Genomic DNA, 24,713 nt, shown 5'->3' on the forward strand with positions numbered 1-24,713 from the left:
CCCCAGGGGGTTCGGGCAAACTCTGCCGCCGCCCGCATCCTGACGAGGAAACGCCATGCACGCCATCATGCTCAAGGCCAAACTGCACCGCGCAGAAGTGACCCACGCCGTGCTCGACTACGAAGGTTCCTGCGCCATCGATGGTGACTGGCTCGACCTGTCCGGGATCCGCGAGTACGAACAGATCCAGATCTACAACGTCGACAACGGCGAGCGTTTCACCACCTACGCCATCCGCGCCGAGAACGGCTCGCGGATGATCTCGGTGAACGGCGCCGCGGCGCACAAGGCCAAGGTCGGTGATCGCGTGATCATCTGCGCCTACGCCCACTACAGCGAGGCGGAACTGGCCAATTTCAAACCGCGTATGCTGTACATGGCTCCGGGCAATGAACTCAGCCATACCAGCAACGCGATTCCGGTCCAGGTAGCCTGACACCGGAACGCAGGATGACCCGAAGCCCGGATATTTCCGGGCTTTTTCATAAGTCGCACACAGGTACGCCATGGATCACCACCTGACGCCGCTCGATGTCACCCAACTGCCCAGCTGGAACGCGCTCCACCAGCATCGCCAGGACCTGGCCGGCTTCAACCTGCGCCAGGCGTTCAGCGACGACCCCGAGCGCTTCAGGCAATTCAGCCACAGCGCCTGTGGCCTGCTGCTGGATTTCTCGAAGAACCTGGTGCGCACCGACACCCTGGAGCTGCTGGTCAAGCTGGCCGAGGAAGCCCAGCTCGGCGACGCCATCAAGGCCATGTTCCGTGGCGATGTGATCAACGCCTCCGAGCGCCGCCCGGCGCTGCACACGGCCCTGCGTCGGCCCATCGGCGACAAGGTGCGGGTGGACGGCGTCGATGTGATGCCCGAGGTGCACCGCGTGCTGCACCAGATGACCGAGCTGGTGGGCTACGTGCACAACGGCCTGTGGCGCGGCTACACCGAGAAGCCCATCACCGACGTGGTGAACATCGGCATCGGTGGCTCCTTCCTCGGCCCGCAGCTGGTCTCCGAAGCCCTGCTGCCCTTCGCCCAGAAAGGCGTGCGTTGCCACTACCTGGCGAACATCGACGGCAGCGAATTCCGCGAACTGGCGTGCCGCCTGAACGCCGAGACCACCCTGTTCATCGTCTCCAGCAAGTCCTTCGGCACCCTGGAAACCCTGAAGAACGCCCAGGCCGCCCGCGCCTGGTACCTGGCCCAGGGTGGCAGCGAAGAGGAGCTCTACCGGCACTTCATCGCCGTTTCCAGCAACAAGGAAGCGGCGATCGCCTTCGGCATCCGCGAAGAGAACATCTTCCCGATGTGGGACTGGGTCGGCGGGCGCTACTCGCTGTGGTCCGCCATCGGCCTGCCGATCGCCATGTCCATCGGCATCTCCAACTTCAAGGAGCTGCTGTCCGGCGCCTACAGCATGGACCAGCACTTCCAGACCACGCCCTTCGAGCGCAACATCCCGGTGATCCTCGGCCTGCTGGGCGTCTGGTACGGCGACTTCTGGGGCGCCCATAGCCACGCGATCCTGCCGTACGATTACTACCTGCGTAACTTCACCGACCACCTGCAGCAGCTGGACATGGAATCCAACGGCAAGAGCGTGCGCCAGGACGGCAGCCCCGTCAGCGCCGGCACCGGTCCGGTGATCTGGGGCGGCGTAGGCTGCAACGGCCAGCATGCCTACCACCAGTTGCTGCACCAGGGCACCCAGCTGATCCCGGCGGACTTCATCGTCCCGGTTTCCAGCTACAACCCGGTCGCCGACCACCATCAGTGGCTGTTCGCCAACTGCCTGTCCCAGAGCCAGGCGCTGATGCTCGGCAAGTCCCACGAGGAAGCCGAGGCCGAGCTGCGCGCCAAGGGCCTGCCGGAAGACGAGGTGCAGCGCCTGGCGCCGCACAAGGTGGTCCCCGGCAACCGCCCGAGCAACACCCTGGTGATGGAACGCATCAGCCCACGCCGCCTGGGTGCGCTGATCGCCATGTACGAACACAAGGTCTACGTGCAAAGCGTGCTCTGGGGCATCAACGCCTTCGACCAGTGGGGAGTGGAACTAGGCAAGGAGTTGGGCAAGGGCGTCTACTCGCGCCTCACCGGCCAGGACGAAGCCCTGGCCGAGGACGGCTCGACCCAGGGCCTGATCGACTTCTTCCGCGCGCGCCATCGCGGCTGAGCCAGCCCCGGCGAGTGATTTCGCTCCTGCACCCGTAGGAGCGAATTCATTCGCGATTCGTTCCACCTAGCGGCAGAACCGCTGCCGATATTCACTCGGCGTCACCCCCAGGGCCTGGACGAAGGCCCGGCGCAGGTTGTACTCGCTGCCGAACCCGGTCTTCTGCGCCGTGCGCTTGAGCGATGTCGCGCCCGCCTCCAGCAGCCGACACGCTTCCTCCAGACGTAACTGCATCAGCAACCGGGCCGGTGTTACCCCCAGTTCCGCCTGGCAATGCCGATGCAGGCTGCGCGGTGACATCGCCGCCTGGAGCGCCAGCGTCTCGATATCCAGGGTTTCGTGCAGGCGGCCGCGCAACCAGTGGACCAGTTGCTCCAATACGCCACCGGCAGGTGCCTGCTGGGCCAGCAACTCGGCGCTGAATTGCCGCTGGCCACCTGGCCGGCGCAGGTACATCACCAGCCCCTTGGCCACCTGCAACGACACCGGCCTCCCATGGTCCTCCTCCACCAGGCTCAGGCACAGGTCCATGCCGGCGGTAACACCGGCCGAGCTGTAGAAGCGCCCGTCGCGCACGAACAACGCGTCTTCCTGCACCAGCAGCTTGGGGAACAGCCGCTGCAGCAACGGGGCGTACTTCCAGTGGGTGACCACGGGACGGCCATCCAGCAAGCCCGCCTGCGCCAGCAAAAAGGCCCCCGTGCACACCGAGCCGCAGCGCGCCACCCGGGGCACCGCCTCCTTGAGCCAGCGCGCCAGTCGACCCTGCCCCATCGCCCGCTGCACGCCGTAGCCACCGGCTACCAGCAAGGTGCTGCCGGCCAGGTCGGCCGGTTCCGGCAGGGCCTCGCTCATCAACTCGAGCCCGGTGCTGGAACGCACCAGCCCGCCCTCGGCGGAGATGCCCTGCAGCACATAGGCCGCCCCCGCTGCCCTTGGCAGGTGTTCGGTCACGGCGGCGAACACCTCCGCCGGACCGCTGGCATCCAGCAGTTGGAAATCGGGAAACACCAGCAGCAGCACGCGATGGGGTTGCGCCATGGGGAACACCCGTGAAGTGGATTGGCAGTTATTCACTGATAGCTGTCATTCGTGACATTCGCTCGCACGCCAGACTGGCTTCCACTGCCCCTGGAGAATGCCCATGCGCGCCTTCCTGCTGGTCCTCACGCTGCTGGCCCCCCTGCTCGCCTTCGGGGAGGATGCCGACCCCATCCAGCCCTACCAGCCGCGCTTCGGCCGCGAACAACCGCTGGTGGCCGTGGTGGGCGAGAACCGCATGACCGAACTGGTGGACTTCCTGGTGCCCTTCGGCCTGCTCAGCCGCGCCAACGTGGCCGAGGTGCTCGCCCTGTCCACCGGCGATGGCCCGGTGCAGCTGATGCCGGCACTGAAGGTCCGCGCCCAGGCCACCACTGCCGAATTCGAGCGACGTTATCCACAGGGCGCCGACTACCTGATAGTCCCCGCCGTGCACCATAGCGACGATCCGCTCCTCACCGCCTTCGTCGCCCGCCAGGCCGCCAAGGGCGCCACCCTGGTGGGCATCTGCGATGGTGTATTGGTGCTGGGACACGCCGGCCTGCTCCACGGTCGCCGGGCCACCGGGCACTGGTACTCGCAGGCCAGGCGCGAAGCGGACTTTCCCGACACCCGCTGGCAGGTCGACCGCCGCTATGTGGCGGATGGCAAGCTGGTGACCAGCTCCGGGGTAAGCGCCGCGCTGCCGGTGTCCCTGGCCCTGGTGGAAGCCATCGCCGGACCGGCCAAGGCCGCCAGCCTGGCGCGCGAGATCGGCCTCGGGGACTGGTCGCCACGGCACGACAGCCAGGCCTTCGCCTTCGGTGCTGACGGCTACCTCACCGCAGCCGGCAACTACCTTGCCTTCTGGCGCCACGAAAGCCTGGCCCTGCCACTGCAACCGGACCTGGACGAAGCCACCCTGGCCCTGCGCGCCGACGCCTGGGCACGCAGCTGGCGCACCAGCGTGCTGGCCACCGGGAGCGGCCCCGTGCGCAGCCTGCATGGCCTGACCCTGCTGCCCGACGCCGCGCCTGCAAGCCTCGCGCCCCTGCCCGGCGCAGAGGCGGCGGCCGGCCACGCGCTGGACGAGGCTCTGGACGGCATCGCCACGCGCTATGGCGCCGGCACCGCCGCCTTCGTCGCCACGCAGCTGGAATATCCCCGCAACTGAGGGATCGGCTACGAAACTACATGGTCAACCCTTGTACGAGACGGCGGCTTGGGGGCACCCTTGTGGTTATCTCGGCCGCACAACAACAAGGACCCGCCATGTACGAGATCAGTCTTCACCCCGTGTCGGACGCCGTGCGCAAGCACGCGCTGATCGACAACGATGCCTACCTGCGCCTCTACCAGCAGTCCATCGAGCAGCCGGAGCTGTTCTGGGGCGAGCAGGCCACCAGCTTCCTCACCTGGTTCAAGCCCTGGGACCAGGTCCACCGCAGCGACCTGAAGAAGGGCGAGGCCGAGTGGTTCAAAGGCGGCAAGCTGAACGTCAGCTACAACTGCATCGATCGGCATCTGGAACAACGCAGGGAGCAGGTGGCGATCATCTGGGAAGGCGACAACCCCGCCGAATCCGCCCAGGTCACCTACGGCAAGCTGCACCAGCACGTCTGCCGCCTGGCCAACGTGCTCAAGGCGCGCGGCGTGAAGAAAGGCGACCGCGTGTGCATCTACATGCCCATGGTGCCGGAGGCGGCCTACGCCATGCTGGCCTGTTCCCGCATCGGCGCGGTGCATTCGGTGGTCTTCGGCGGTTTCTCCCCCGACGCCCTGCGTGACCGCATCCTCGATGCGGACTGCCGCACCGTGATCACCGCCGACGAGGGCGTGCGCGGCGGCAAGTACGTACCGCTGAAGAAGAACGTCGACAAGGCCCTGAAGGATTGCCCGAACGTCTCCACAGTCGTGGTGGTCGAGCGCACCCAAGGTGAAGTCGAATGGGTCGAGGGGCGCGACCTCTGGTACCACCAGGCCCTGCAGGGCGCGAGCGACGACTGCCCGCCGGAGTGGATGGACGCCGAGGACCCGCTGTTCATCCTCTACACCTCCGGCTCCACCGGCAAACCCAAGGGCGTGCTGCACACCACCGGCGGCTACCTGCTGGGCGCGGCGATGACCCACAAGTACGTGTTCGACTACCACGAAGGCGAGGTCTACTGGTGCACCGCGGACGTGGGCTGGGTCACCGGCCACAGCTACATCGTCTACGGCCCCCTGGCCAACGCCGCCACCACCCTGATGTTCGAGGGCGTGCCCAACTACCCGGACGCCTCGCGCTTCTGGCAGGTGATCGACAAGCACCAGGTGAACATCTTCTACACCGCGCCCACCGCCATCCGCGCCCTGATGCGCGAAGGCGAGGACCCGGTGAAGAAAACCTCGCGCTCCAGCCTGCGCCTGCTCGGCAGCGTGGGCGAGCCGATCAACCCGGAAGCCTGGGAGTGGTACTACAACGTGGTGGGCGACCGCCGCTGCCCCATCGTCGACACCTGGTGGCAGACCGAGACCGGCAGCATCCTCATCACCCCGCTGCCCGGCGCCACCTCCCTCAAGCCCGGTTCAGCCACCCGCCCCTTCTTCGGCGTGCAGCCGGTGCTGCTGGATGACAAGGGCAAGGAAATCGACGGCGCGGGTTCGGGTGTGCTGGCGATCAAGGCCAGTTGGCCGAGCCAGATCCGTAGCATCTACGGCGACCACAAGCGCATGGTCGACACCTACTTCGCCGCCTACCCCGGCTACTACTTCACCGGCGACGGCGCCCGCCGCGACGAGGACGGTTACTACTGGATCACCGGCCGCGTCGACGACGTGATCAACGTCTCCGGCCACCGCATCGGCACCGCGGAGGTGGAAAGCGCCCTGGTGCTCCACGACGCCGTGGCCGAGGCGGCAGTGGTCGGCTACCCCCACGACCTCAAGGGCCAGGGCATCTACGCCTTCGTCACGCCGATGAAGGGCCTGGAACCCAGCGACGAGCTGAAGAAGGAACTGCTGGCCCTGGTCAGCAAGGAAATCGGCAGCTTCGCCAAGCCCGAGCTGATCCAGTGGGCGCCGGGCCTGCCCAAGACCCGTTCGGGCAAGATCATGCGGCGCATCCTGCGCAAGATCGCCTGCAACGAGCTGGACAACCTCGGTGATACCTCCACCCTGGCCGACCCGTCGGTGGTGCAGAACCTGATCGACAAACGCCTCAACCAGTAAGGCCCGCCAAGGCGCCAGCCCCCACCGGGGGCTTGCGCCTTTCGCTTGGAAGCACCTCTCCATGGAATTCATCCGCCAGCGCATCGAAAGCCAGATCATCGGCCTCACCGGTCTCGCCCTCGGTCAGCTCGATTTCGAAAACCCCAAGGGCGACCCCGGACTCTTCGGCCCCGACTCGGTGACCTGGAAGGTCCACGGCGACTTCACCTCGATGATGATCGGCGGCATTGGCGCCCTGCTCCTGCAGATGCTCCATCCCCTGGCGCTGTCCGGCGTCTGGGACCACTCCAATTTCCGCGAGGACATGCTCGGCCGCCTGCGTCGCACCGGCCAGTTCATTTCCGGCACCACCTTCGGCACCCGCAAGGACGCCGACTGGCTGATCGACAAGGTGCGCGAGATCCACCTGCAGGTCACCGGCACCGCCCCCGACGGCCGCCCCTACGCCGCCAGCGACCCGGACCTGCTGACCTGGGTGCACGTGGCCGAGGTCAGCTGCTTCCTCAAGGCCCACCTGCGTTACCTCAACCCGCAGCTCTCCGCTGACGACCAGGATCGCTACTACGCGGAGATCGCCCTGGTGGCCGAGCGCCTGGGCGCCCGCAACGTGCCGAAGTCCCGCCAGGAAATCGCCGACTACCTGGAGGCCATGCGGCCGCAGCTGCTCTGCGACGAACGCAGCCTGGAGGTGGTGCGCCTGCTGCTCGGCGCCCCCGCCCCCAGCGCCCTGGCCAAGCCCTTCGGCGTGCTGATGATGCAGGCCGGCATCGACCTGCTGCCCGATTGGGCCAGCGCCATGCTCGGCCTGCACCAGCGCCCCTGGCAACGCCGCGTGGTGCGCGACCTGGTCTGGCGCATGGCGCCGCTGCTGCGCTGGGCCATGCGCAACGGCGCCGTCCACCGGGCGCGCCGGCGCATGGGCCTACCCACCCGATAAGAGGGTGGTCCGGCCAACGTCCCTGTGGGACCATGCGGACCAGTTTGGTCATTGCCTGACCCGATCCGCAGCCGTGAGGACAGATTCATGCAAGAAGTCGTAATCGTCGCCGCCACCCGTACCGCCATCGGCAGCTTCCAGGGCAGCCTGGCGGGCATTCCCGCTCCGGAACTGGGCGCCGCGGTGATCCGCCAGCTGCTGGCGCAGACCGGCCTCGACGGCGCCGACGTGGACGAGGTGATCCTCGGCCAGGTGCTCACCGCAGGCAGCGGCCAGAACCCGGCCCGCCAGGCCGCCATCCTCGCCGGCCTGCCCCACGCGGTGCCGGCCATGACCCTGAACAAGGTCTGCGGCTCCGGCCTCAAGGCCCTGCACCTGGCGGCCCAGGCGATTCGCTGCGGCGACGCCGAGGTGATCATCGCCGGCGGCCAGGAAAACATGAGCCTGGCCCCCTACGTCATGCCCGCCGCCCGCACCGGCCTACGCATGGGCCACGCCAAGCTGGTGGACAGCATGATCCAGGACGGCCTGTGGGACGCCTTCAACGACTACCACATGGGCATCACCGCCGAGAACCTGGTGGACAAGTACGGCATCAGCCGCGAAGCCCAGGATGCCTTCGCCGCCGCCTCCCAGCAGAAGGCCGTGGCAGCCATCGAGGGTGGTCGTTTCAGCGCTGAAATCACACCTATCCTGATCCCGCAGAAAAAGGGCGATCCGGTTGCCTTCGCCACCGACGAGCAGCCCCGCGCCGGCACCAGCGCCGAATCCCTGGCCAAGCTGAAGCCGGCCTTCAAGAAGGACGGCAGCGTCACCGCCGGCAACGCCTCCAGCCTTAACGACGGTGCCGCCGCCGTGCTGCTGATGAGCGCCGAGAAAGCCCAGGCCCTCGGCCTGCCGGTGCTGGCACGCATCGCTGGCTACGCCAACGCCGGTGTCGACCCGGCGATCATGGGAATCGGCCCGGTCGGCGCCACCCGCCGCTGCCTCGACAAGGCCGGCTGGAGCCTCGACGAGCTGGACCTGATCGAAGCCAACGAAGCCTTCGCCGCCCAGGCCCTTTCCGTGGGCCAGGAGCTGGGCTGGGACGCGGCCAAGGTCAACGTCAACGGCGGTGCCATCGCCCTCGGCCACCCCATCGGCGCCTCCGGCTGCCGGGTACTGGTGACCCTGCTGCACGAGATGATCAAGCGCGACGCCAGGAAGGGCCTGGCGACCCTCTGCATCGGCGGCGGCCAGGGCGTGGCCCTGGCCATCGAGCGCTAGTTGGTAGGTTGGGTAGAGCGAAGCGAAACCCAACAAGGGGCCCGACCAGGAAGCGTTGGGCTTCGCTGCGCTCTGCACCAACCTACGGCCGGGCCCCTTTGTTAAACTGCGCGCCCCTTTTTACGAGACGCCGCGCATGTCCTCCGATCTCCTCCAGGCGCTGCGCGCCGCACTCGACGCCCGCAAGCCGCTGTTGGCCGAACTCCACACCCAGGGCACCGACTGCTACCGGCTGTTCCATGGCAGCCAGGAAGGCGCCCCCGGCCTGACGGTCGACCGCTATGGTCCGCAGCTGATGGTGCAGAGCTTCCACCAGGTCCTGGAGCGGGATTCGCTGCTGGCCCTGGCCAGCGCAGTGGAGGCGTTCCTCGGCGAGAAACTGCTGCTGGTCTACAACGACCGCTCCCAGGGCAACTCGCGGATCGACCGCAGCGACCCGGTCTACCAGGCCGATGCGGCCGCCCTGGAAGACCTCACAGGCCACGAATGGGGGCTGAACTACCGGGTGCGCGGCCGCCATCCCGGCCAGGACCCGCTGCTGTTCCTCGACCTGCGCAACGCCCGTGGCTGGGTGAAGGACAACAGCGCCGGCAAGTCGGTGCTCAACCTCTTCGCCTACACCTGCGGCATCGGCCTCTGCGCGGCCGCCGGCGGCGCCAGCGAGGTGTGGAACCTGGACTTCGCCGAAGGCAACCTGGCGGTCGGCCGCGAGAATGGCGCGCTGAACCCGCAACTGGCGCCCATGCAGTTCATCCAGTCCGACTACTTCCCGGCCATCCGCCAACTCGCCGGGCTGCCCATCGCCCGCCGCCACGGCCAGAAGCTGCCCAGCTACCCGCGGCTGCAACAACGCCAGTTCGACCTGGTGTTCCTCGACCCGCCGGCCTGGGCCAAGAGCGCCTTCGGCACCGTGGACCTGCTGCGCGACTACCAGAGCCTGCTCAAGCCCGCCCTGCTGGCCACCGCCGACGGCGGCGTGCTGGTGTGCAACAACAACCTGGCCAAGGTGGACATCGAGGACTGGCGCGAGCAGGTGCTGCGCTGCGCCAGCAAACTGGGCCGACCGGTACGCGATTGCCTGCAATTGCCCCCTGCCGGCGACTTCCCGTCCAGCGATGGACGCCCACCGCTGAAAACCCTCGTCCTGCAGCTCTGAAAGCCGCATCGCAACGGGAGCCATGCATCAGGCGGAACCTGGAGGCCGTGCCATAATCCAAGGCACTCTTCACCGGGATAGTTGACGCCTCATGTACAAAGGATTGAAACGGGCCGCCTGCGCCCTGCTGATCGTCGTAGCCCTCTACAGCCTGCTCGGTTTCCTGATCATCCCCGGCATCGCCCTGCGGGTGGTCAACCAGCAACTGGCCCAGTTCGCCACGGTTCCGGCGCGGCTGGAGCGTATCCAGCTCAACCCGTTCAGCCTGGAGCTGACCCTCTGGGGCCTGCACATCGGCGACGACAAGGCCGAACAGGTGGGCTTCGAGCGGCTCTATGCCAACCTGCAACTGGACAGCCTCTGGAGCGGCGCCCTGCACCTGGCCGACGTCGAACTGGACAAGTCGACCACCCAGGTCCTGTTCGCCAAGGACGGCACGCTCAACCTGACCCAGCTGTTCAAGCTGCCGCCCAGCGAGCCCAAGCCGGAAGAGCCGGCCGGCGAGCCCTTCCCCCTGCGCATCGACCGCATCAAGCTGAGCGAAGGCGGCCTGCACTTCCAGGACCTGCGCCCGAGCGAGCCCATCGAGTTCGTCTACGACTCGCTCAACCTGGAACTGAAGAACCTCAGCACCCTGCCCGACGACGACACCAACATGAACCTGGTGGCCACCGGCCCCTACGGCGGGCGTATCGACTGGCAAGGCCAGATCACCCTGATCCCCTTCACCTCGAGCGGCCAGCTGAAACTCACCGAAGCCCGGATGAAGAGCTTCTGGCCCTATGTGCGCGATGCCGTGCCGCTGGTCCTGGAGAAGGGCGTGATGAGCCTGTCCACGGACTACAAGCTGAGCCTGGACAAAGGCACCCAGCTCAACCTGGACAAGATCTGGATCAAGGTGTCGCCCTTCGCCATCAAGGCCCCGGACAAGCGCCCGCTGGTCAACCTGGAACTGCTTGAGATCAGCGACACCTCCCTGGACCTGGTCAAGCAGGAAGTGCTGGTGGGCAAGATCCACAGCCAGAACCTGGAAACCTGGGCCGCCCGTGAGGCCGACGGCCAGCTGGACTGGCAGAAACTCTTCGCCAGCGAAGCCAAGCCGGCGGCGAAAGCCGAGCAGGCGCCCGCCAAGGAGCCGGCCGAGCCCGCCAAGCCGTGGCTGGTGAAGCTGCGGGAAACACAACTGCGCGGCTACAAGGTGCACCTGGCCGACCGGGTCCCCAAGGAGCCGGTGCAACTGGAGCTGGGCCCGCTGAACCTGGATCTGAAGGATTTCGACAGTCGCGGTGAATCGCCCTTCAACCTCAGCCTCGACACGGGCCTGGGCAAGCAGGGCAAGGTCCAGGCGGTCGGCCAGGTCCAACTCAAGCCCACCACGGCCAAGCTGCAAGTGCAGACCCGCGACATCGACCTGCGCGTGGCCCAGGCCTACCTCAGCCCCTTCGTGCGCCTCGAACTGCGCAGCGGCCTGCTGGATAGCGACCTCAACGTCGACCTCAAGAGCACCGAGCCGTTGGCCCTGGCCGTTACCGGCCGTGCCCTGGTCAACCAGCTGCACACCCTGGACACCATCAAGGAACGCGACTTCGTCAAATGGCAACAGCTGCTGGTGGAGGGCCTCAACTACCAGCACGGCAACAGCCTGAACATCGACAAGGTGAGCCTGAACCAGCCCTATGTGCGCTTCATCATCAACGAGGACCTGACCACCAACGCCAGCGACCTGGTGATCAAGCAGCCCGCCGAGGCCGGCGCCAGCAGCGCCAACGCCAAGCCCGCTCCGGCCGGCAAGCCACTGGGCATCCGTATCGGCGGTATCCTGATCAAGGACGGCTCGGCCAACTTCGCCGACTTCAGCCTGACGCCGAACTTCGCCACCGCCATCCAGCAGCTCAACGGCGAGATCGGCACCCTCGACAGTCGCAATCCGAAGCCGGCCACCGTGGCCATCAACGGCAAGGTGGATCGCTACGCACCGGTGACCATCAAGGGCAGCCTCAACCCGTTCGACCCGCTGGACAGCCTCGATATCGCCACCAGCTTCAAGCGCGTCGAGCTGACCACCCTGACGCCCTACTCCGGCAAGTTCGCCGGCTACCGCATCCGCAAGGGCCGACTCAACCTGGACCTGCACTACCAGATCGAGAAGGGCCAGCTGAAGGCCGAGAACCATCTGGTGCTGGAACAGCTGCAGCTGGGCGAGCAGGTGGACAGCCCCGACGCCGTCGACCTGCCGGTGCGCCTCGCGGTGGCCTTGCTGAAGGACACCGAAGGCAAGATCGACATCAAGCTGCCGGTGGCCGGCAACCTCAACGACCCGCAATTCAGCGTCGCGCCCATCGTCTGGCAAACCCTGCGCAATCTGGTGCTGCGCGCGGTGCAGGCCCCCTTCAACTTCGTTGCCGGCCTGGTCGGCGGCAGCAGCGAGGACCTGGGCCAGGTGCCCTTCCCCGCCGGCAGCAGCGAGCTGGACCCCGAGGCACAGAAGGCCCTGGACACCCTGGCCGAGGCACTGAAGAAGCGCCCCGCCCTGCGCCTGGAAGTGGAGGGCGCCAGCGCCAAGGCCGCCGACGGCCCGCTGTTGGCCGAGCAGCGCCTGGAGCGCGAGTATCAGAGTACCTACTACAAGATCGCCCAGCGTCGGGGCGACAAGGTGCCGGCCGAAGCCAGCCAGCTCGAAGTCCCGGACGACGAGAAACCACCTATGCTGGAAGGTATCTACCGCACCCGCCTGAAGCAGCAGCCCCCGGCCGAGTGGAAGGAGCTGGATGGCGAGCAACGCACCACGAAACTGCGCGAAGCGGTCCTCACCTCCTGGGCCCAGAGCGACCTGCTGCTGCGCCAATTGGGGCAGGCCCGCGCCGCCAGCATCAAGGACTACCTGGTGGACCGTGGCGGCCTCGCCGACGACCGCATCTTCCTGCTCGACGTCAGCCTGGTGGAGCCGAACCAGGCCGGTGAAGTGATCACCCCGCTGCATCTGGACAGCGAATAGGAGACCCCATGCGCGCGCTGCTGCCCGCCCTGCTGGCACTCGCCCTGGCCATCCCGGCCGGGGTCGAGGCGGGTGGCAGGACCATGCGCTGCGGCAGCCGGCTGATCAGCCTCGGCGACCGTGCCTTCGAAGTCCTGGACCGGTGTGGCGAGCCGGTGCACCGCGACCGCGTCGGCTACACCCTGGGCTCCTACGACCGGCGCGAGTTCGACGTGGAGGAATGGGTCTACGGGCCCACCAACGGGATGCTCAGGATCCTCACCTTCGAAGGCAACCGCCTGGTCCGCATCGAATCCCGGCGCAGCCGCTGACGCTCCGGGGCGCCAGGTGTAGGCTGTAGTCACTTGCCCCGAACTGCGGACCCTCCCGTGAACCTTCGCGCCCTCCTCTGCCTGCCCTTGCTCCTGGCCCTGGGCAACGCCCAGGCCTCCTCTACGCTGCGCTGCAACAGCAACCTGATCAGCCTCGACGACACCACCAACGAAGTGCTCGACAAGTGCGGCGAGCCGATCAGCCGCACCGACCTGGGCTTCAAGGAAGTAGTGGACGAGTACTATCGGCGCAATGAAGTGCGGGTCGAGGAGTGGGTCTACGGCCCGCGCAACGGCATGTACCAGTTCCTCCGTTTCGAGGGCAATCGCCTGCGCAATATCGACAGCAAGCGGGGCAACTGACGGCGCCGGGGCGAGATGCTACGCTCTGCCGCTCATTCCCCCCGGACAGGATGCCCGCCCCGATGAAAACCCTCCCCTGCCTCTTCGCAGCCACTCTGCTTCTGGCCTCCACGGCCAACGCCAACACCTTCCGCTGCGAGAGCAAGCTGGTGAGCGTGGGGGACCGCACCGTCGAGGTGCAGCGCAAGTGCGGCGAACCCGCATCGCGCAATTTCATCGGCTACTCGGAAACCACCAGCGGGCGCCAGGAAATGCAGGTGGAAGAGTGGGTGTACGGCCCCAACAACGGCATGTACCACTACCTGAGGTTCGTCGGCGGCCGCCTCAGCGAAATCGACAGCCAGCGCAACTGAGCCCCGCGCCATGATCATCCTGCCCGCCGACCAGCCCCTGGACTGGCGGCGCCCGCCGGTCATCACCCTGCTGCTGATCCTGCTCAACGTCCTGATCTACGTCCTCTACCAGGGCTCGGACCAGGAGCGCACGGACGAGGCGCAACAGCTCTATCTCGACGGCGGCCTGCTCAACCGTGAGCGCGCCCTGTACATCGACCACCTGGTGGCGCGCGAGCAGTACGACGCCGACCAGCGCCGCAGCATCGACGGCCTGCGCCGCCAGCACCTGGCCGCCCTCATCCTGCGCGACCTGGAATTCGAAGACTGGCTGCACCACGCCCCCGCCTACCAGGCCGACCCCGCCTGGCAGCGGGCGCGGCAACCGGCCGAGGAGGCGCGGGACAGCATCAGTGCCCAGCGCTTCGGCTTCATCCCCAACAAGTTCAGCGTCCAGGGATTGTTCGGCGCCATGTTCCTGCACGGCAGCTTCGACCATCTACTGGGCAACATGATCTTCCTGTTCATCTGCGGCTTCGCCCTGGAGGCGGCGCTGGGACGCTGGATCTACCTCGGCCTCTACCTCGCCAGTGGCCTGGCATCGCACCTGCTCTGGTGGGCCCTGGACCCGGTGTGGGTGGCCGGCATCGGTGCCTCCGGCGCCGTCTCGGGGCTGATGGGCATGACCATAGCCGTCTACGGCTTGCGCAAGATCCGCTTCTTCTACTGGCTCGGCCCCCTGATCGGCTACTTCAAGGCCCCCGCCCTGTGGATCTTCCCGGCCTGGTTCGGCAAGGAGCTGTATGGCGTGCTCCTGGCCGATGACCACGTCAATTACTACGCCCACCTCGGCGGCCTGGGCTTCGGCTTCCTCGCAACCTGGCTATTGCGCCAGGCCAGGGTGCTCAAGGTGGACGAGGCCTACCTGAACAAGGAAGACCCGGATGCGCCGTTCAAGCGCGAGCTGGCGGCGCTGGACCAGTTGATCAGCCGCTTCGCCCTCGACCAGGCCGCACCGCGCGGGCTCGACCTGCTGCAGCGCTACCCCGGCCGGCTGCCCTTGCTGGAGCGCCTCTATCCGCTGGCCAAGAGCCGCCAGGACAAGCCCCTGCTGACCGTCGTGCTGAAGCAGCTGTTCGGCCTGCCGGAACAGGCCGCCGCCCTGCCGCTGCTGCAGAAGATCGCGGAGGATGTCGCCGATCCGCAGCAACGCCTGCTGCAGCATCCCGCCGTGCTCCTGCACCTGCTGCAGCGCCTGCTCAAGGCCGGCGACAGCGGTCGTGCCCTGGCGCCCTGGCGCCGCCTCTGCCAGGCCAATCCTGTGCCGCCACAGCTGCCGGGCCTGACCCTGCAGCTGGCCAAGCAATTGGGCCAGCGCCAGGACCTGCGCGGCGTGGGCGAACTCGGGCAGTTCCTGCGCCGGGCCTTCCCCGAGGCCGAGCAGACCCGCCAGTTGGCTCTCTACCAGCAGCATCTGGCGCGCTGAGCAGAAAAAGCTCGTCGGATTACCGAGGAGCGGGCTTCCGGCGGATTGGTAGTTTTGCGTAAGTGCCTACCTGGCTCCCTGCCAACGGATGCTTCCCTCTCCCCCGCCCCTCTCCCACAGGTAGAGGGGTGACTCGCGCCGGTAGGCGACAGACAGTCCTGATGCCCGCTCATGGCCTGCAAGGTTGCTGAAGAGGTGAGGCAAGGACTCCGCCCCTTCAGGAGGCCGACCGGAGTCGTTGTGGAGGAGGACGAGCGGCATGGATGCCGCGAGAGCCGCGCAGGGCCATGGATGGCCCTTCGCGGCGGGCCTCCGGAACGACGATGTAGGGAGGGAAGTTTGGCGAAGCCAAACCCGGATGCAGGGGCAAGCGTTCTTGGTTACTTCTTTGGCGTTTGAAAGAAGTGACTCGCCCGGGTGGGCGAAACAGAAGCCAACGACCCTCTCGACAATGAGCTGAGCGCAGAACGCCATACACACCGAGCTCCATGAAGAACCATGAAAAAAGCCCCGCGATTGCGGGGCTTTGTGTGTGTGTAGCGGACTCACAGCCCGCCGCTGAAGTCGCGGACTTCCTTCTCCGCCCGCTCCTTGCTCCAGCCGTAACGCTCCTGCAGCTTGCCGACCAGATATTCGCTATGACCCTCGGCCACATCGAGATCGTCATCGGTCAGGTCGCCCCACTTCTCCTGGATACGGCCCGTGAGCTGCTTCCACTTGCCTTTGATGATGTCGCTGTTCATACGTACCTCCTCTCACGGCAGCCGGACCACGCCCAAGGGAATGGTCCGGCCCCGGGATTACTCGGCGGATTTCAGGCCATCGGCGGAAACCGCGGTGACACCCTTGATGTTCTTGGCGGTTTCGACAGCCAGGTCGCGCTCGGCATCGGTTTTCACCATGCCCGACAGCGCCACCACGCCCTTGTTGGTTTCTACCTTGATGTCCATGCCACTGAGGTTCTTGTCGGCCAGGAAGGTCGATTTGACCTTGCTGGTGATCCAGGTATCGGAGACTGCCTCTTCGGCTTTATCCATGGTTTCGCTGGCTGCCAGCATGGTCTGGGAACTGCTGTCTGCGTAGACGCCGGTGGCGAACGGCAGGCTCAGGGCGGCGGCAGTAACAGCGGCAAAGGTCCACTTGGTGAAAGTCTGTTTCATGAGGTAGGTCTCCTCTCTTCTCCAGAACATCTGCAGCAGGTTCCTAGCTGCAGGGTCGCCAGGAATGTCGCAAGGCCTGTGCCAGCTTCCGGATAAACAAAAAAACCATCCCAATCAGACAGTTACAGAAATCGCTCGGACGCCTTTTACGTGCAGACTGCAAGTTGGCCGCAAAGCGGCCTTGCAGACTGCACGACGAAAGCGGGTCAACGGCTGTCGTTGGCCAGCTTGGCGAGCGTGACTTCCAGGGCGCCGACCTGGTCCAGCAACGGCGACGCGGGATAGCGCGCGCGGATATAGCCGAGCAGCTTCTGCGCCGGCTCCAGTTGGCCCAGCCCCTCGGCGAAACCTCGGGCCGCCAGCAGGTAGGCGCGGGGGATGTGCGGGTAGTCGGGGAAACGCTGGTGCAGGTTGCGCAGCAGGCTGAGGGCCTCGCGCACCTTGTGTCGATCCAGCAGGGCCCCGGCGACCTGCTCGCAGACCAGGGCATCGGCCGGCAAGTAATCGGCCCGCAGCTGGCGCGCATTGAGCAGCGCGGTAGCGGCCAGGGCCGGGTTCTGCCGGGCCGCCAAGGGCAGGTAGTGATCCAGGTGATGCAGGCAACGTTCACGGGCGCCGAGGCCGAACAGCAGCTGGTGGTAACGCTCGTTCAGGCGCAGGTCGTCGGGGGTGCGCTGCAATGCCCCCACAAGGGCCTCCAGCGCGCCGTCGCTCTGCCCTTCCTTGAGGCGTATCTCGGCTTCGGCCAGGGCCTTGCGGCGGTGCCACTCGTGCTCCGGCAGCCCTTGCTGGGCATCGTCCTCGGCGATGGCGAAGCCCAGGGCGCCCTGATACTGGAACACGGCGTAGCCCATCATGCTGCACATGACCACGCCGAAATAACCGAACAGGAAGGTGGCGATGGGCATCAGCACCACCTTGGGCAGGCCACTGGAGAGCATCCAGGTCACGTAGCCGGGAGACTGCCAGAGGATGAACAGGAAGGCGCAGAGGATCAGGTAGCGCCAGCCCATGGCCTTGATCACCTCGCCGACCTGGTCGGGGCTGAGCGCCGCGCCCAGTTCCTTGCTCAGCGCCAGGCGGATGATGCTCGCGGGGAGCACCAGGACCACGACTATGTTCACCACCCAGAAGATCGTCTCGCTGTTGAAGTCCGCCGCCAGCCAGAGCGCCCCCAGGGCGATGAGGAACACGATCATCTGCTTGAAGAACAGCGAGACGCCTTCGCCGCCGAAGGCGCTCAGCAGGCTCGGCGCCTCGCGCTGGCCCTCGCTGTTGGCCTCGATAACGGAGTGGAAGTACTTGGTGGCCAGGCCCAGCAGGAGGATCCAGAGCACCAGCACGCGCGGCATGAACAGCCCGGCCAGGGCCAGCAACGCGCTGAAGGCCAGGGGGCTGGCCTGCAGGCCGTAGGCGAAGAACAGCGGCAGGCGCTCCCAGAATGGCTGGGCGGTGTTGGCGGCGCCGAGGAAGGTCAGCGAGCTCCGGCACAGCGGGCAGGCAGGGCTGTCGTCAGGGGCGTCGGCGTTGAGGGGGATGCAGCAATCGCCATAGTGGCGCTGGCAGGGCAGGCAGTGCCAGGTAGCGGGTTGGGCGGGATGATACTGGCAGAGCGTCTTGTCCATGACTGTTCCAGTGACGATGGCGGTTGGCCATTTTCCAGGCAAAAAAAGAGGGCCCGCAAGGGGCCCTCTCTTCATCGACCGGCGATTATCAGACGCCCGAAGCCTCGGCGGCTTCCACGTCCTTCATCGACAGCTTGATGCGACCGCGGTTGTCGACGTCCAGAACCAGGACTTTGACTTCCTGGCCTTCCTTCAGTACGTCGGTGACCTTGTCGATGCGCTTGTCGCTGATCTGCGAGATGTGCACCAGACCGTCCTTGCCCGGCAGGATGTTGACGAAGGCGCCGAAGTCGACGATGCGCTCGACCTTGCCCACGTACACCTTGCCCACTTCGGCTTCAGCGGTGATACCCAGTACACGCTGACGCGCGGCCTCGGCAGCTTCCTTGGTCTCGCCGAAGATCTTCACGCTGCCATCGTCTTCGATGTCGATGGAAGCCTTGGTTTCTTCGCAGATCGAACGGATGGTGGCGCCGCCCTTGCCGATGACGTCGCGAATCTTGTCGGTGTCGATCTTCATCGCGATCATGGTCGGAGCGTTGGCCGACAGCTCGCTGCGGGACTGGGCGATCACCTGGTTCATCTGGCCGAGGATGTTCAGGCGAGCTTCCAGAGCCTGCTCCAGAGCGATCTCCATGATCTCTTCGGTGATGCCGTTGATCTTGATGTCCATCTGCAGCGCGGTCACGCCTTTGGCGGTACCGGCTACCTTGAAGTCCATGTCGCCCAGGTGGTCTTCGTCACCGAGGATGTCGGTCAGGACGGCGAACTTGTCACCTTCCTTCACCAGACCCATGGCGATACCGGCAACCGGAGCCTTCATCGGCACACCGGCGTCCATCAGGGCCAGGGAGGCGCCGCAAACGGAAGCCATGGAGCTGGAACCGTTGGATTCGGTGATCTCGGACACTACGCGGATGGTGTAGGGGAACTCGTCGCCCTTCGGCAGCATGGCGGAAACGCCACGACGGGCCAGGCGACCGTGGCCGATTTCGCGGCGACCGGCGCTGCCCATACGACCGCACTCACCCACCGAGTAGGGCGGGAAGTTGTAGTGCAGCATGAAGGCATCCTTGCGCTCGCCTTCCAGGGTGTCCAGCAGCTGGGCGTCACGGGCGGTGCCGAGGGTGGCGACTACCAGGGCCTGGGTTTCACCACGGGTGAACAGCGCGGAACCGTGGGTCTTGTCGAGCACGCCGACTTCGACTTTCAGCGGACGTACGGTGCGGGTGTCGCGGCCGTCGATACGCGGTTTGCCGTTGACGATGTTTTCGCGAACGGTGCGGTATTCCAGCAGACCGAAGGCGTCCTTGACTTCACCAGCCGGGAACTGACCTTCTTCTTCGCCAGCGAAGCGGGCGACGACCTGGTCACGCAGCTCGCCGAGGCGGTTGTAGCGGTCCTGCTTGATGGTGATGGTGTAGGCCTGGGAAATGGCCTCGCCAAACTCGGCCTTGATGGCGCCGAGCAGAGCGGTGTTTTCGGCCGGAGCGGTCCAGTTCCAGGTCGGCTTGCCGGCTTCGGCAGCGAATTCCTTGACCGCGTTGATCACGGCCTGGAATTCCTGGTGGGCGAACAGCACGCCACCCAGCATCTGGTCTTCGGTCAGTTCCTGAGCCTCGGACTCAACCATCAGCACGGCGTCCTGGGTACCGGCGACGACCATGTCCAGGGCGGAGGCTTTCAGTTGCTCGTAGGTCGGGTTCAGCAGGTAGCCGGCGTCTTCGTGGTAGGCCACGCGAGCTGCACCGATCGGGCCGGCGAACGGGATGCCGGAGATGGCCAGGGCCGCGGAAGTACCGATCATGGCAGCGATGTCCGGATCGGTCTTCTTGTTGGTGGAAACCACGGTGCAGATGACCTGCACTTCGTTCAGGAAGCCTTCCGGGAACAGCGGGCGGATCGGACGGTCGATCAGGCGCGAGGTCAGGGTTTCCTTCTCGGAAGGACGGCCTTCACGCTTGAAGAAACCACCCGGGATACGGCCGGCGGCGTAGGTTTTTTCCTGGTAGTGGACGGACAGCGGGAAGAAACCCTTGCCCGGATCGGCCTGCTTGGCGCCAACCACGGTCACCAGCACGGTGACGTCTTCGTCCATGGTGACCAGAACGGCACCGGAAGCTTGACGGGCGATACGGCCAGTCTCGAGGGTTACGGTCGACTGACCGAACTGGAACTTCTTGATTACCGGATTCACGGTGTTTTCCTTCTCTATGTTGCCTTGGGGAAATCGTGGGATTGGCGGGAGTCGGACCCGAATCAGCCCCTTAAAAAACCAGAAGCTGGAAAGCCGAAAGCTGGCACTAAGTCCAGCTTCCGGTTTCCAGCTTCCAGCTCATCTGTGTCGCTTAGCGACGCAGACCCAGACGACCGATCAGGGCGCTGTAACGAGAGGTGTCCTTACCCTTCAGGTAGTCCAGCAGCTTGCGGCGCTGGTTAACCATGCGGATCAGACCACGACGGGAGTGGTGGTCTTTGCCGTTGGCCTTGAAGTGATCCTGCAGCTTGTTGATGTTGGCGGTCAGCAGGGCAACCTGCACTTCCGGAGAACCGGTATCGCCTTCAGCTTGCTTGTACTCGTTAACGATCTGGGCTTTTTCAGTAACGCTCAGTGCCATGATGGGCTTCCTCTGAGAGTAATAGGCCGGAACCTCAAGTTCCGTGTTCTAAAGGGGGGAGTGACCGTGCCTATTAACAGCCACCCTCGGATCGGTCATTCCGACCGAATCAGTCGACGCGGCGCTATGCGCCCGTCATCGCTCACTTCACCGATACCGATGAAGCGACCGGTATGATCCTGTACCCGCATCATGCCGAACTTCGGCGCCTCTGGAGCCCGCACCGGCTGGCCGTGAAGCCAGTAGTAGGCGCTGTGCTCGGTCAGCTGGATCAGCGGCCAGTGTTCCAGCCCGCTGTCCACCGGCAGGAGGAACTGGTCCAGTGCCTCGTTGCCGCCTTCGGCGTGGGCCTTCTCCAGTGTCTCCAGGCTGATCGCCTGGGCCAGCACGAAGGGGCCTGCCTGGGTCCGTCGCAACTCCGCCACGTGGGCGCCGCATCCCAGGGCCTGGCCGAGATCCTCGACCAGGGTGCGAATGTAGGTGCCTTTGCTGCAAGCGACGGCCAATCTTGCCTGGCTGTTCTCACAGGCCAGCAAATCCAGGCGCGCAATAGTAACAGAACGCGCCTCGCGCTCCACTACTTCGCCGGCACGCGCCAGCTTGTAGAGGGGTTGGCCGTCCTTCTTCAGAGCCGAGTACATCGGGGGTATCTGCTTGATTTCACCGCGGAAACGCGGCAGCAGTGCCTCGATGTCCTCGCGACCGACGGTCGCCTCGCGACGCTCCAGAACCTCGCCCTCGGCATCACCGGTGGTGGTGGTGACACCCAGCTGAGCCAGGGTCTCGTAGCCTTTGTCGGCATCCAGCAGGTACTGGGAGAACTTGGTGGCTTCGCCGAAGCACAGCGGCAGCACGCCGGTGGCCAGGGGATCGAGGCTGCCGGTGTGGCCGGCCTTCTCGGCATTGAGGAGCCAGCGCACTTTCTGCAGCGCGGCGTTGGAGCTCATACCACGCGGCTTGTCGAGGATCAGCAGGCCGCTGACATTGCGGCGGATACGTTTTACCTGGGCCACGCCATCACTCCTCGTCGTTGCCCTGGTGCTTGCGGTCTTCCGCAACGGCACGCTCGATCAGCGCCGACAGCTCGACGCCGCGACGGATACTGGCGTCGTAGTTGAAGTGCAGCTGGGGAACGGTACGCAGCTTCATCGCGCGGCCCAGCTGCATGCGCAGGAAACCGGCGGCATCGTTGAGGATGTCGGTGTTCTGCTTGATGACTTCGGCGTTGTCGTCCTGCCCCATCACGGTGATGAACACCTTGGCGTGGGACAGGTCACGGGCCACGTCACATCCGGTGATGGTCACCAGACCCAGACGCGGGTCCTTGATCTCACGCTGGATCAGCAGCGCCAGTTCGCGCTGCATCTGGTCGCCGATGCGTTGGGTACGGCTGTATTCTTTAGCCATTTCGATTCACTCATGAACGCTAAAAGCCAAAAGCCAGGGATGGATAGCGATAGCTTCCAGCTCCTGGCTCCCGGCTTGTGGCAAGCGCGACACTTACAGGGTGCGCGCCACCTGGACCTTCTCGAAGACTTCGATCTTGTCGCCGACCTTGACGTCGTTGTAGCTCTTCACGCCGATACCGCACTCCATGCCGGCACGCACCTCGGACACGTCGTCCTTGAAGCGGCGCAGGGATTCCAGTTCGCCTTCGAAGATCACCACGTCGTCGCGCAGTACGCGGATCGGACGGTTACGGTGGACCATGCCCTCGAGCACCATGCAACCGGCGACCGCGCCGAACTTCGGCGAGCGGAACACGTCACGCACCTCGGCGATACCCAGGATGTTCTCCCGGACTTCGCTGCCCAGCATGCCGGACAGTGCTTTCTTAACGTCTTCGATGATGTCGTAGATGATGTTGTAGTAACGCAGGTCCAGACCTTCCTGCTCGACGATCTTGCGGGCGCCGGCATCGGCACGCACGTTGAAGCCGAACAGCACGGCGTTGGACGCCAGCGCCAGGTTGGCATCGCTCTCGGTGATACCACCGACACCGCCACCGACCACACGCACCTGCACTTCGTCGTTGCCGAGATCCGACAGCGCGCCCTGCAGGGCCTCGAGAGAACCACGCACATCGGACTTGAGCACGATGTTGAGGGTTTTCTTCTCGTCCTGACCCATGTTCTCGAAGATGTTCTCCAGCTTCGCGGACTGCTGACGGGCCAGTTTGACTTCGCGGAACTTGCCTTGACGGAACAGGGCGACTTCGCGGGCTTTCTTCTCGTCGGAGACCACGGTCAGGTCGTCACCGGCATCCGGCGTGCCGTCCAGGCCGAGGATCTCGACCGGGATGGACGGACCGGCTTCTTTCACCGGCTTGCCGTTCTCGTCGAGCATGGCGCGGACGCGGCCATAGTTGACGCCGCACAGGACCATGTCGCCCTGACGCAGGGTACCGTCCTGGACCAGCACGGTGGCTACCGGGCCACGGCCCTTGTCCAGGCGGGACTCGACTACCACGCCACGGCCAGGGGCCGACGGGGTTGCAGTGAGTTCCAGTACTTCGGCCTGCAGCAGCACGGCTTCCAGCAGCTCGTCGACGCCGGTACCGACTTTCGCCGACACAGGTACGAACTGGGTGTCGCCGCCCCACTCTTCCGGGATCACGTCACGACCAGCGAGGTCGTTCTTGATGCGATCCAGATCGGCTTCGGGCTTGTCGATCTTGTTCACCGCGACCACGATCGGCACGCCAGCCGCTTTCGCGTGCTGTACGGCTTCTTCGGTCTGCGGCATCACGCCGTCGTCGGCCGCCACCACCAGGATGACGATGTCGGTGGCCTTGGCACCGCGAGCACGCATGGCGGTGAACGCCGCGTGACCGGGGGTGTCCAGGAAGGTCACCATGCCGCGCTCGGTTTCCACGTGGTAGGCGCCGATGTGCTGGGTGATACCACCCGCTTCACCGCTGGCCACCTTGGTACGGCGGATGTAGTCGAGCAGCGAGGTCTTGCCGTGGTCGACGTGACCCATCACGGTCACTACCGGCGCGCGGGTCATGGCTTCGCCTTCGAACTTCAGGGACTCGGCCAGCTGATCTTCCAGGGCGTTCTCGTTGACCAGCTTGACCTTGTGGCCAAACTCTTCGGCCAGCAGCTGAGCAGTTTCCTGATCGAGCACCTGGTTGATGGTCGCCGGAGTGCCCATCTTGAACATGAACTTGACGACTTCGGCACCCTTGACGGCCATCTGGGCAGCCAGTTCGGCCACGGTGATGGTTTCGCCAATGCTGATTTCTCGCACAATGGGTCCTGTCGGGCTCTGGAACCCGTGCTGGTTACGCTTCTTCAGCTTGGACTTGCCGCCGCGGCCACCGCGACGACCAAAGGAATCGCTCTCTTCCTCGGTGGTGCGCGGAGCAACACGGGGAGCCGGAACCTTTTCCTTTTCCTTGACCGAAGGACGGTGCTGCACGTGCTTGCGGTCGCGACGATCATCTTCGTCACGAGCGCGCTCGGGGCGGCGCACTTCTTCCTTCTTGCGATCGTCCACGGCACCGGCAGCAGCCGGAGCGGCGACGGCAGGCGCAGCAACTGCGGCAGCAACCGGAGCGGTAACAGCTTCGACCGCCGGCGCTACGCCGTCGACCTTGCCAGCTTCGGCAGTCGCCTTGCCCTGGGCTTCGGCTTCGCGGCGAGCGGCTTCTTCAGCGCGCTGGCGAGCTTCCGCCTCGGCCTTCAGGCGAGCGGCTTCTTCCGCTGCGCGCTGCTCCTCGAGCTCGCGCTGGCGTTCGGCCTCGATCTCGTCGGGGCTGCGTTTGACGTAAGTTTTCTTCTTACGTACTTCGACGCTGATGGACTTGCTACCAGCAACTTTCAGCGTGGTAGTGGTCTTGCGCTGCAGGGTAATCTTGCGCGGCTCTTCCAGGCGCTCGCCGTGGCTGCCCTTGAGATGCGCCAGCAGGGCCTGTTTCTCGTTGTCGGTTACAACCTGTTCGGCGCTGGTGTGCGGCAATCCCGCCTCGCGCATCTGCAGCAGCAGGCGCTCCACCGGTGTATCGACCACTTGGGCCAGTTCTTTCACCGTGACTTGCGTCATGCACTTCTCTCCTCAG

General features: G+C 65.5%; 21 protein-coding genes. 12 read left to right on the forward strand and 9 right to left on the reverse strand.

Annotation, left to right across the window (positions count from 1 at the left end):
* The first annotated feature begins 55 nt into the window (after positions 1 to 55).
* Both panD and pgi read left to right on the forward strand, forming a co-directional pair.
* Positions 56 to 436, forward strand: a complete 381-nt coding sequence (gene panD, locus PCA10_RS24370) for an aspartate 1-decarboxylase (RefSeq protein ID WP_016494751.1) — start codon at positions 56 to 58, stop codon at positions 434 to 436.
* 70 nt (positions 437 to 506) lie between these two features.
* Entirely contained in the window at positions 507 to 2,171 is a 1,665-nt protein-coding gene (gene pgi, locus PCA10_RS24375; RefSeq protein ID WP_016494752.1) for a glucose-6-phosphate isomerase, read from the forward strand.
* Between the two features lie 66 nt (positions 2,172 to 2,237).
* Here pgi and PCA10_RS24380 read toward each other — a convergent pair whose 3' ends face one another.
* On the reverse strand, positions 2,238 to 3,212 hold the full coding sequence (locus PCA10_RS24380) for a GlxA family transcriptional regulator (RefSeq protein WP_016494753.1): 975 nt from the start codon (positions 3,210 to 3,212) through the stop codon (positions 2,238 to 2,240).
* 103 nt (positions 3,213 to 3,315) lie between these two features.
* Here PCA10_RS24380 and PCA10_RS24385 point away from each other — a divergent pair, with 103 nt between their 5' ends.
* From PCA10_RS24385 to PCA10_RS24430, 10 genes are all read left to right on the forward strand, one after another.
* A complete protein-coding gene (locus tag PCA10_RS24385) occupies positions 3,316 to 4,365 on the forward strand; it encodes a DJ-1/PfpI family protein (RefSeq protein WP_016494754.1) in 1,050 nt (349 codons plus the stop codon).
* A gap of 98 nt (positions 4,366 to 4,463) precedes the next feature.
* A complete protein-coding gene (gene acs, locus PCA10_RS24390) occupies positions 4,464 to 6,401 on the forward strand; it encodes an acetate--CoA ligase (protein WP_016494755.1) in 1,938 nt (645 codons plus the stop codon).
* A gap of 61 nt (positions 6,402 to 6,462) precedes the next feature.
* Positions 6,463 to 7,338 carry an oxygenase MpaB family protein gene (locus PCA10_RS24395; RefSeq protein WP_016494756.1) on the forward strand — a complete coding sequence of 292 codons (876 nt, stop codon included), beginning with the start codon at positions 6,463 to 6,465 and terminating at the stop codon, positions 7,336 to 7,338.
* An 87-nt stretch (positions 7,339 to 7,425) separates the two neighbouring features.
* Positions 7,426 to 8,604, forward strand: a complete 1,179-nt coding sequence (locus PCA10_RS24400) for an acetyl-CoA C-acetyltransferase (RefSeq protein WP_016494757.1) — start codon at positions 7,426 to 7,428, stop codon at positions 8,602 to 8,604.
* A 136-nt stretch (positions 8,605 to 8,740) separates the two neighbouring features.
* Positions 8,741 to 9,760, forward strand: coding sequence for a class I SAM-dependent rRNA methyltransferase (locus PCA10_RS24405; protein ID WP_041770434.1), 1,020 nt, complete (start codon positions 8,741 to 8,743; stop codon positions 9,758 to 9,760).
* Between the two features lie 91 nt (positions 9,761 to 9,851).
* The gene (locus tag PCA10_RS24410; protein ID WP_016494759.1) at positions 9,852 to 12,755 is read left to right on the forward strand and encodes a DUF748 domain-containing protein; all 2,904 of its coding nucleotides are present in this window, start codon (positions 9,852 to 9,854) and stop codon (positions 12,753 to 12,755) included.
* An 8-nt stretch (positions 12,756 to 12,763) separates the two neighbouring features.
* Complete coding sequence (locus tag PCA10_RS24415) at positions 12,764 to 13,066, forward strand: DUF2845 domain-containing protein (protein WP_016494760.1); 303 nt, start codon at positions 12,764 to 12,766, stop codon at positions 13,064 to 13,066.
* 57 nt (positions 13,067 to 13,123) lie between these two features.
* Positions 13,124 to 13,429: a DUF2845 domain-containing protein gene (locus PCA10_RS24420; protein WP_016494761.1), complete on the forward strand. Its 306-nt coding sequence runs from the start codon at positions 13,124 to 13,126 to the stop codon at positions 13,427 to 13,429.
* A 62-nt stretch (positions 13,430 to 13,491) separates the two neighbouring features.
* Positions 13,492 to 13,782 carry a DUF2845 domain-containing protein gene (locus tag PCA10_RS24425; RefSeq protein ID WP_016494762.1) on the forward strand — a complete coding sequence of 97 codons (291 nt, stop codon included), beginning with the start codon at positions 13,492 to 13,494 and terminating at the stop codon, positions 13,780 to 13,782.
* A gap of 10 nt (positions 13,783 to 13,792) precedes the next feature.
* Positions 13,793 to 15,247: a rhomboid family intramembrane serine protease gene (locus PCA10_RS24430; RefSeq protein ID WP_016494763.1), complete on the forward strand. Its 1,455-nt coding sequence runs from the start codon at positions 13,793 to 13,795 to the stop codon at positions 15,245 to 15,247.
* Positions 15,248 to 15,792: 545 nt separating this feature from the next.
* Here PCA10_RS24430 and PCA10_RS24435 read toward each other — a convergent pair.
* From PCA10_RS24435 to infB, 8 genes are all read right to left on the reverse strand, one after another.
* Positions 15,793 to 15,990, reverse strand: a complete 198-nt coding sequence (locus tag PCA10_RS24435; RefSeq protein WP_016494764.1) for a CsbD family protein — start codon at positions 15,988 to 15,990, stop codon at positions 15,793 to 15,795.
* 57 nt (positions 15,991 to 16,047) lie between these two features.
* The gene (locus PCA10_RS24440; RefSeq protein ID WP_016494765.1) at positions 16,048 to 16,407 is read right to left on the reverse strand and encodes a BON domain-containing protein; all 360 of its coding nucleotides are present in this window, start codon (positions 16,405 to 16,407) and stop codon (positions 16,048 to 16,050) included.
* A 206-nt stretch (positions 16,408 to 16,613) separates the two neighbouring features.
* The gene (locus PCA10_RS24445) at positions 16,614 to 18,032 is read right to left on the reverse strand and encodes a tetratricopeptide repeat protein (RefSeq protein ID WP_016494766.1); all 1,419 of its coding nucleotides are present in this window, start codon (positions 18,030 to 18,032) and stop codon (positions 16,614 to 16,616) included.
* 88 nt (positions 18,033 to 18,120) lie between these two features.
* A complete protein-coding gene (gene pnp, locus PCA10_RS24450; RefSeq protein WP_016494767.1) occupies positions 18,121 to 20,229 on the reverse strand; it encodes a polyribonucleotide nucleotidyltransferase in 2,109 nt (702 codons plus the stop codon).
* Between the two features lie 151 nt (positions 20,230 to 20,380).
* Positions 20,381 to 20,650, reverse strand: a complete 270-nt coding sequence (gene rpsO / locus PCA10_RS24455; RefSeq protein ID WP_016494768.1) for a 30S ribosomal protein S15 — start codon at positions 20,648 to 20,650, stop codon at positions 20,381 to 20,383.
* Positions 20,651 to 20,745: 95 nt separating this feature from the next.
* The gene (gene truB / locus PCA10_RS24460; protein ID WP_016494769.1) at positions 20,746 to 21,663 is read right to left on the reverse strand and encodes a tRNA pseudouridine(55) synthase TruB; all 918 of its coding nucleotides are present in this window, start codon (positions 21,661 to 21,663) and stop codon (positions 20,746 to 20,748) included.
* 4 nt (positions 21,664 to 21,667) lie between these two features.
* Positions 21,668 to 22,057, reverse strand: coding sequence for a 30S ribosome-binding factor RbfA (gene rbfA / locus PCA10_RS24465; protein ID WP_016494770.1), 390 nt, complete (start codon positions 22,055 to 22,057; stop codon positions 21,668 to 21,670).
* A gap of 93 nt (positions 22,058 to 22,150) precedes the next feature.
* Positions 22,151 to 24,697: a translation initiation factor IF-2 gene (gene infB, locus PCA10_RS24470; protein WP_016494771.1), complete on the reverse strand. Its 2,547-nt coding sequence runs from the start codon at positions 24,695 to 24,697 to the stop codon at positions 22,151 to 22,153.
* Positions 24,698 to 24,713 lie beyond the last annotated feature (16 nt).

The organism is Pseudomonas resinovorans NBRC 106553, assembly GCF_000412695.1.
GTDB lineage: Bacteria > Pseudomonadota > Gammaproteobacteria > Pseudomonadales > Pseudomonadaceae > Metapseudomonas > Metapseudomonas resinovorans_A.

What these genes read in the sequence shown, in the direction of transcription:
- panD (WP_016494751.1), top strand. Translation starts at nt 56, where the DNA reads ATGCACGCCATCATGCTCAAGGCCAAACTGCACCGCGCAGAAGTGACC.
- pgi (WP_016494752.1), top strand. Translation starts at nt 507, where the DNA reads ATGGATCACCACCTGACGCCGCTCGATGTCACCCAACTGCCCAGCTGG.
- PCA10_RS24380 (WP_016494753.1), bottom strand. Translation starts at nt 3,212, where the DNA reads ATGGCGCAACCCCATCGCGTGCTGCTGCTGGTGTTTCCCGATTTCCAA.
- PCA10_RS24385 (WP_016494754.1), top strand. Translation starts at nt 3,316, where the DNA reads ATGCGCGCCTTCCTGCTGGTCCTCACGCTGCTGGCCCCCCTGCTCGCC.
- acs (WP_016494755.1), top strand. Translation starts at nt 4,464, where the DNA reads ATGTACGAGATCAGTCTTCACCCCGTGTCGGACGCCGTGCGCAAGCAC.
- PCA10_RS24395 (WP_016494756.1), top strand. Translation starts at nt 6,463, where the DNA reads ATGGAATTCATCCGCCAGCGCATCGAAAGCCAGATCATCGGCCTCACC.
- PCA10_RS24400 (WP_016494757.1), top strand. Translation starts at nt 7,426, where the DNA reads ATGCAAGAAGTCGTAATCGTCGCCGCCACCCGTACCGCCATCGGCAGC.
- PCA10_RS24405 (WP_041770434.1), top strand. Translation starts at nt 8,741, where the DNA reads ATGTCCTCCGATCTCCTCCAGGCGCTGCGCGCCGCACTCGACGCCCGC.
- PCA10_RS24410 (WP_016494759.1), top strand. Translation starts at nt 9,852, where the DNA reads ATGTACAAAGGATTGAAACGGGCCGCCTGCGCCCTGCTGATCGTCGTA.
- PCA10_RS24415 (WP_016494760.1), top strand. Translation starts at nt 12,764, where the DNA reads ATGCGCGCGCTGCTGCCCGCCCTGCTGGCACTCGCCCTGGCCATCCCG.
- PCA10_RS24425 (WP_016494762.1), top strand. Translation starts at nt 13,492, where the DNA reads ATGAAAACCCTCCCCTGCCTCTTCGCAGCCACTCTGCTTCTGGCCTCC.
- PCA10_RS24430 (WP_016494763.1), top strand. Translation starts at nt 13,793, where the DNA reads ATGATCATCCTGCCCGCCGACCAGCCCCTGGACTGGCGGCGCCCGCCG.
- PCA10_RS24435 (WP_016494764.1), bottom strand. Translation starts at nt 15,990, where the DNA reads ATGAACAGCGACATCATCAAAGGCAAGTGGAAGCAGCTCACGGGCCGT.
- PCA10_RS24440 (WP_016494765.1), bottom strand. Translation starts at nt 16,407, where the DNA reads ATGAAACAGACTTTCACCAAGTGGACCTTTGCCGCTGTTACTGCCGCC.
- PCA10_RS24445 (WP_016494766.1), bottom strand. Translation starts at nt 18,032, where the DNA reads ATGGACAAGACGCTCTGCCAGTATCATCCCGCCCAACCCGCTACCTGG.
- rpsO (WP_016494768.1), bottom strand. Translation starts at nt 20,650, where the DNA reads ATGGCACTGAGCGTTACTGAAAAAGCCCAGATCGTTAACGAGTACAAG.
- rbfA (WP_016494770.1), bottom strand. Translation starts at nt 22,057, where the DNA reads ATGGCTAAAGAATACAGCCGTACCCAACGCATCGGCGACCAGATGCAG.
- infB (WP_016494771.1), bottom strand. Translation starts at nt 24,697, where the DNA reads ATGACGCAAGTCACGGTGAAAGAACTGGCCCAAGTGGTCGATACACCG.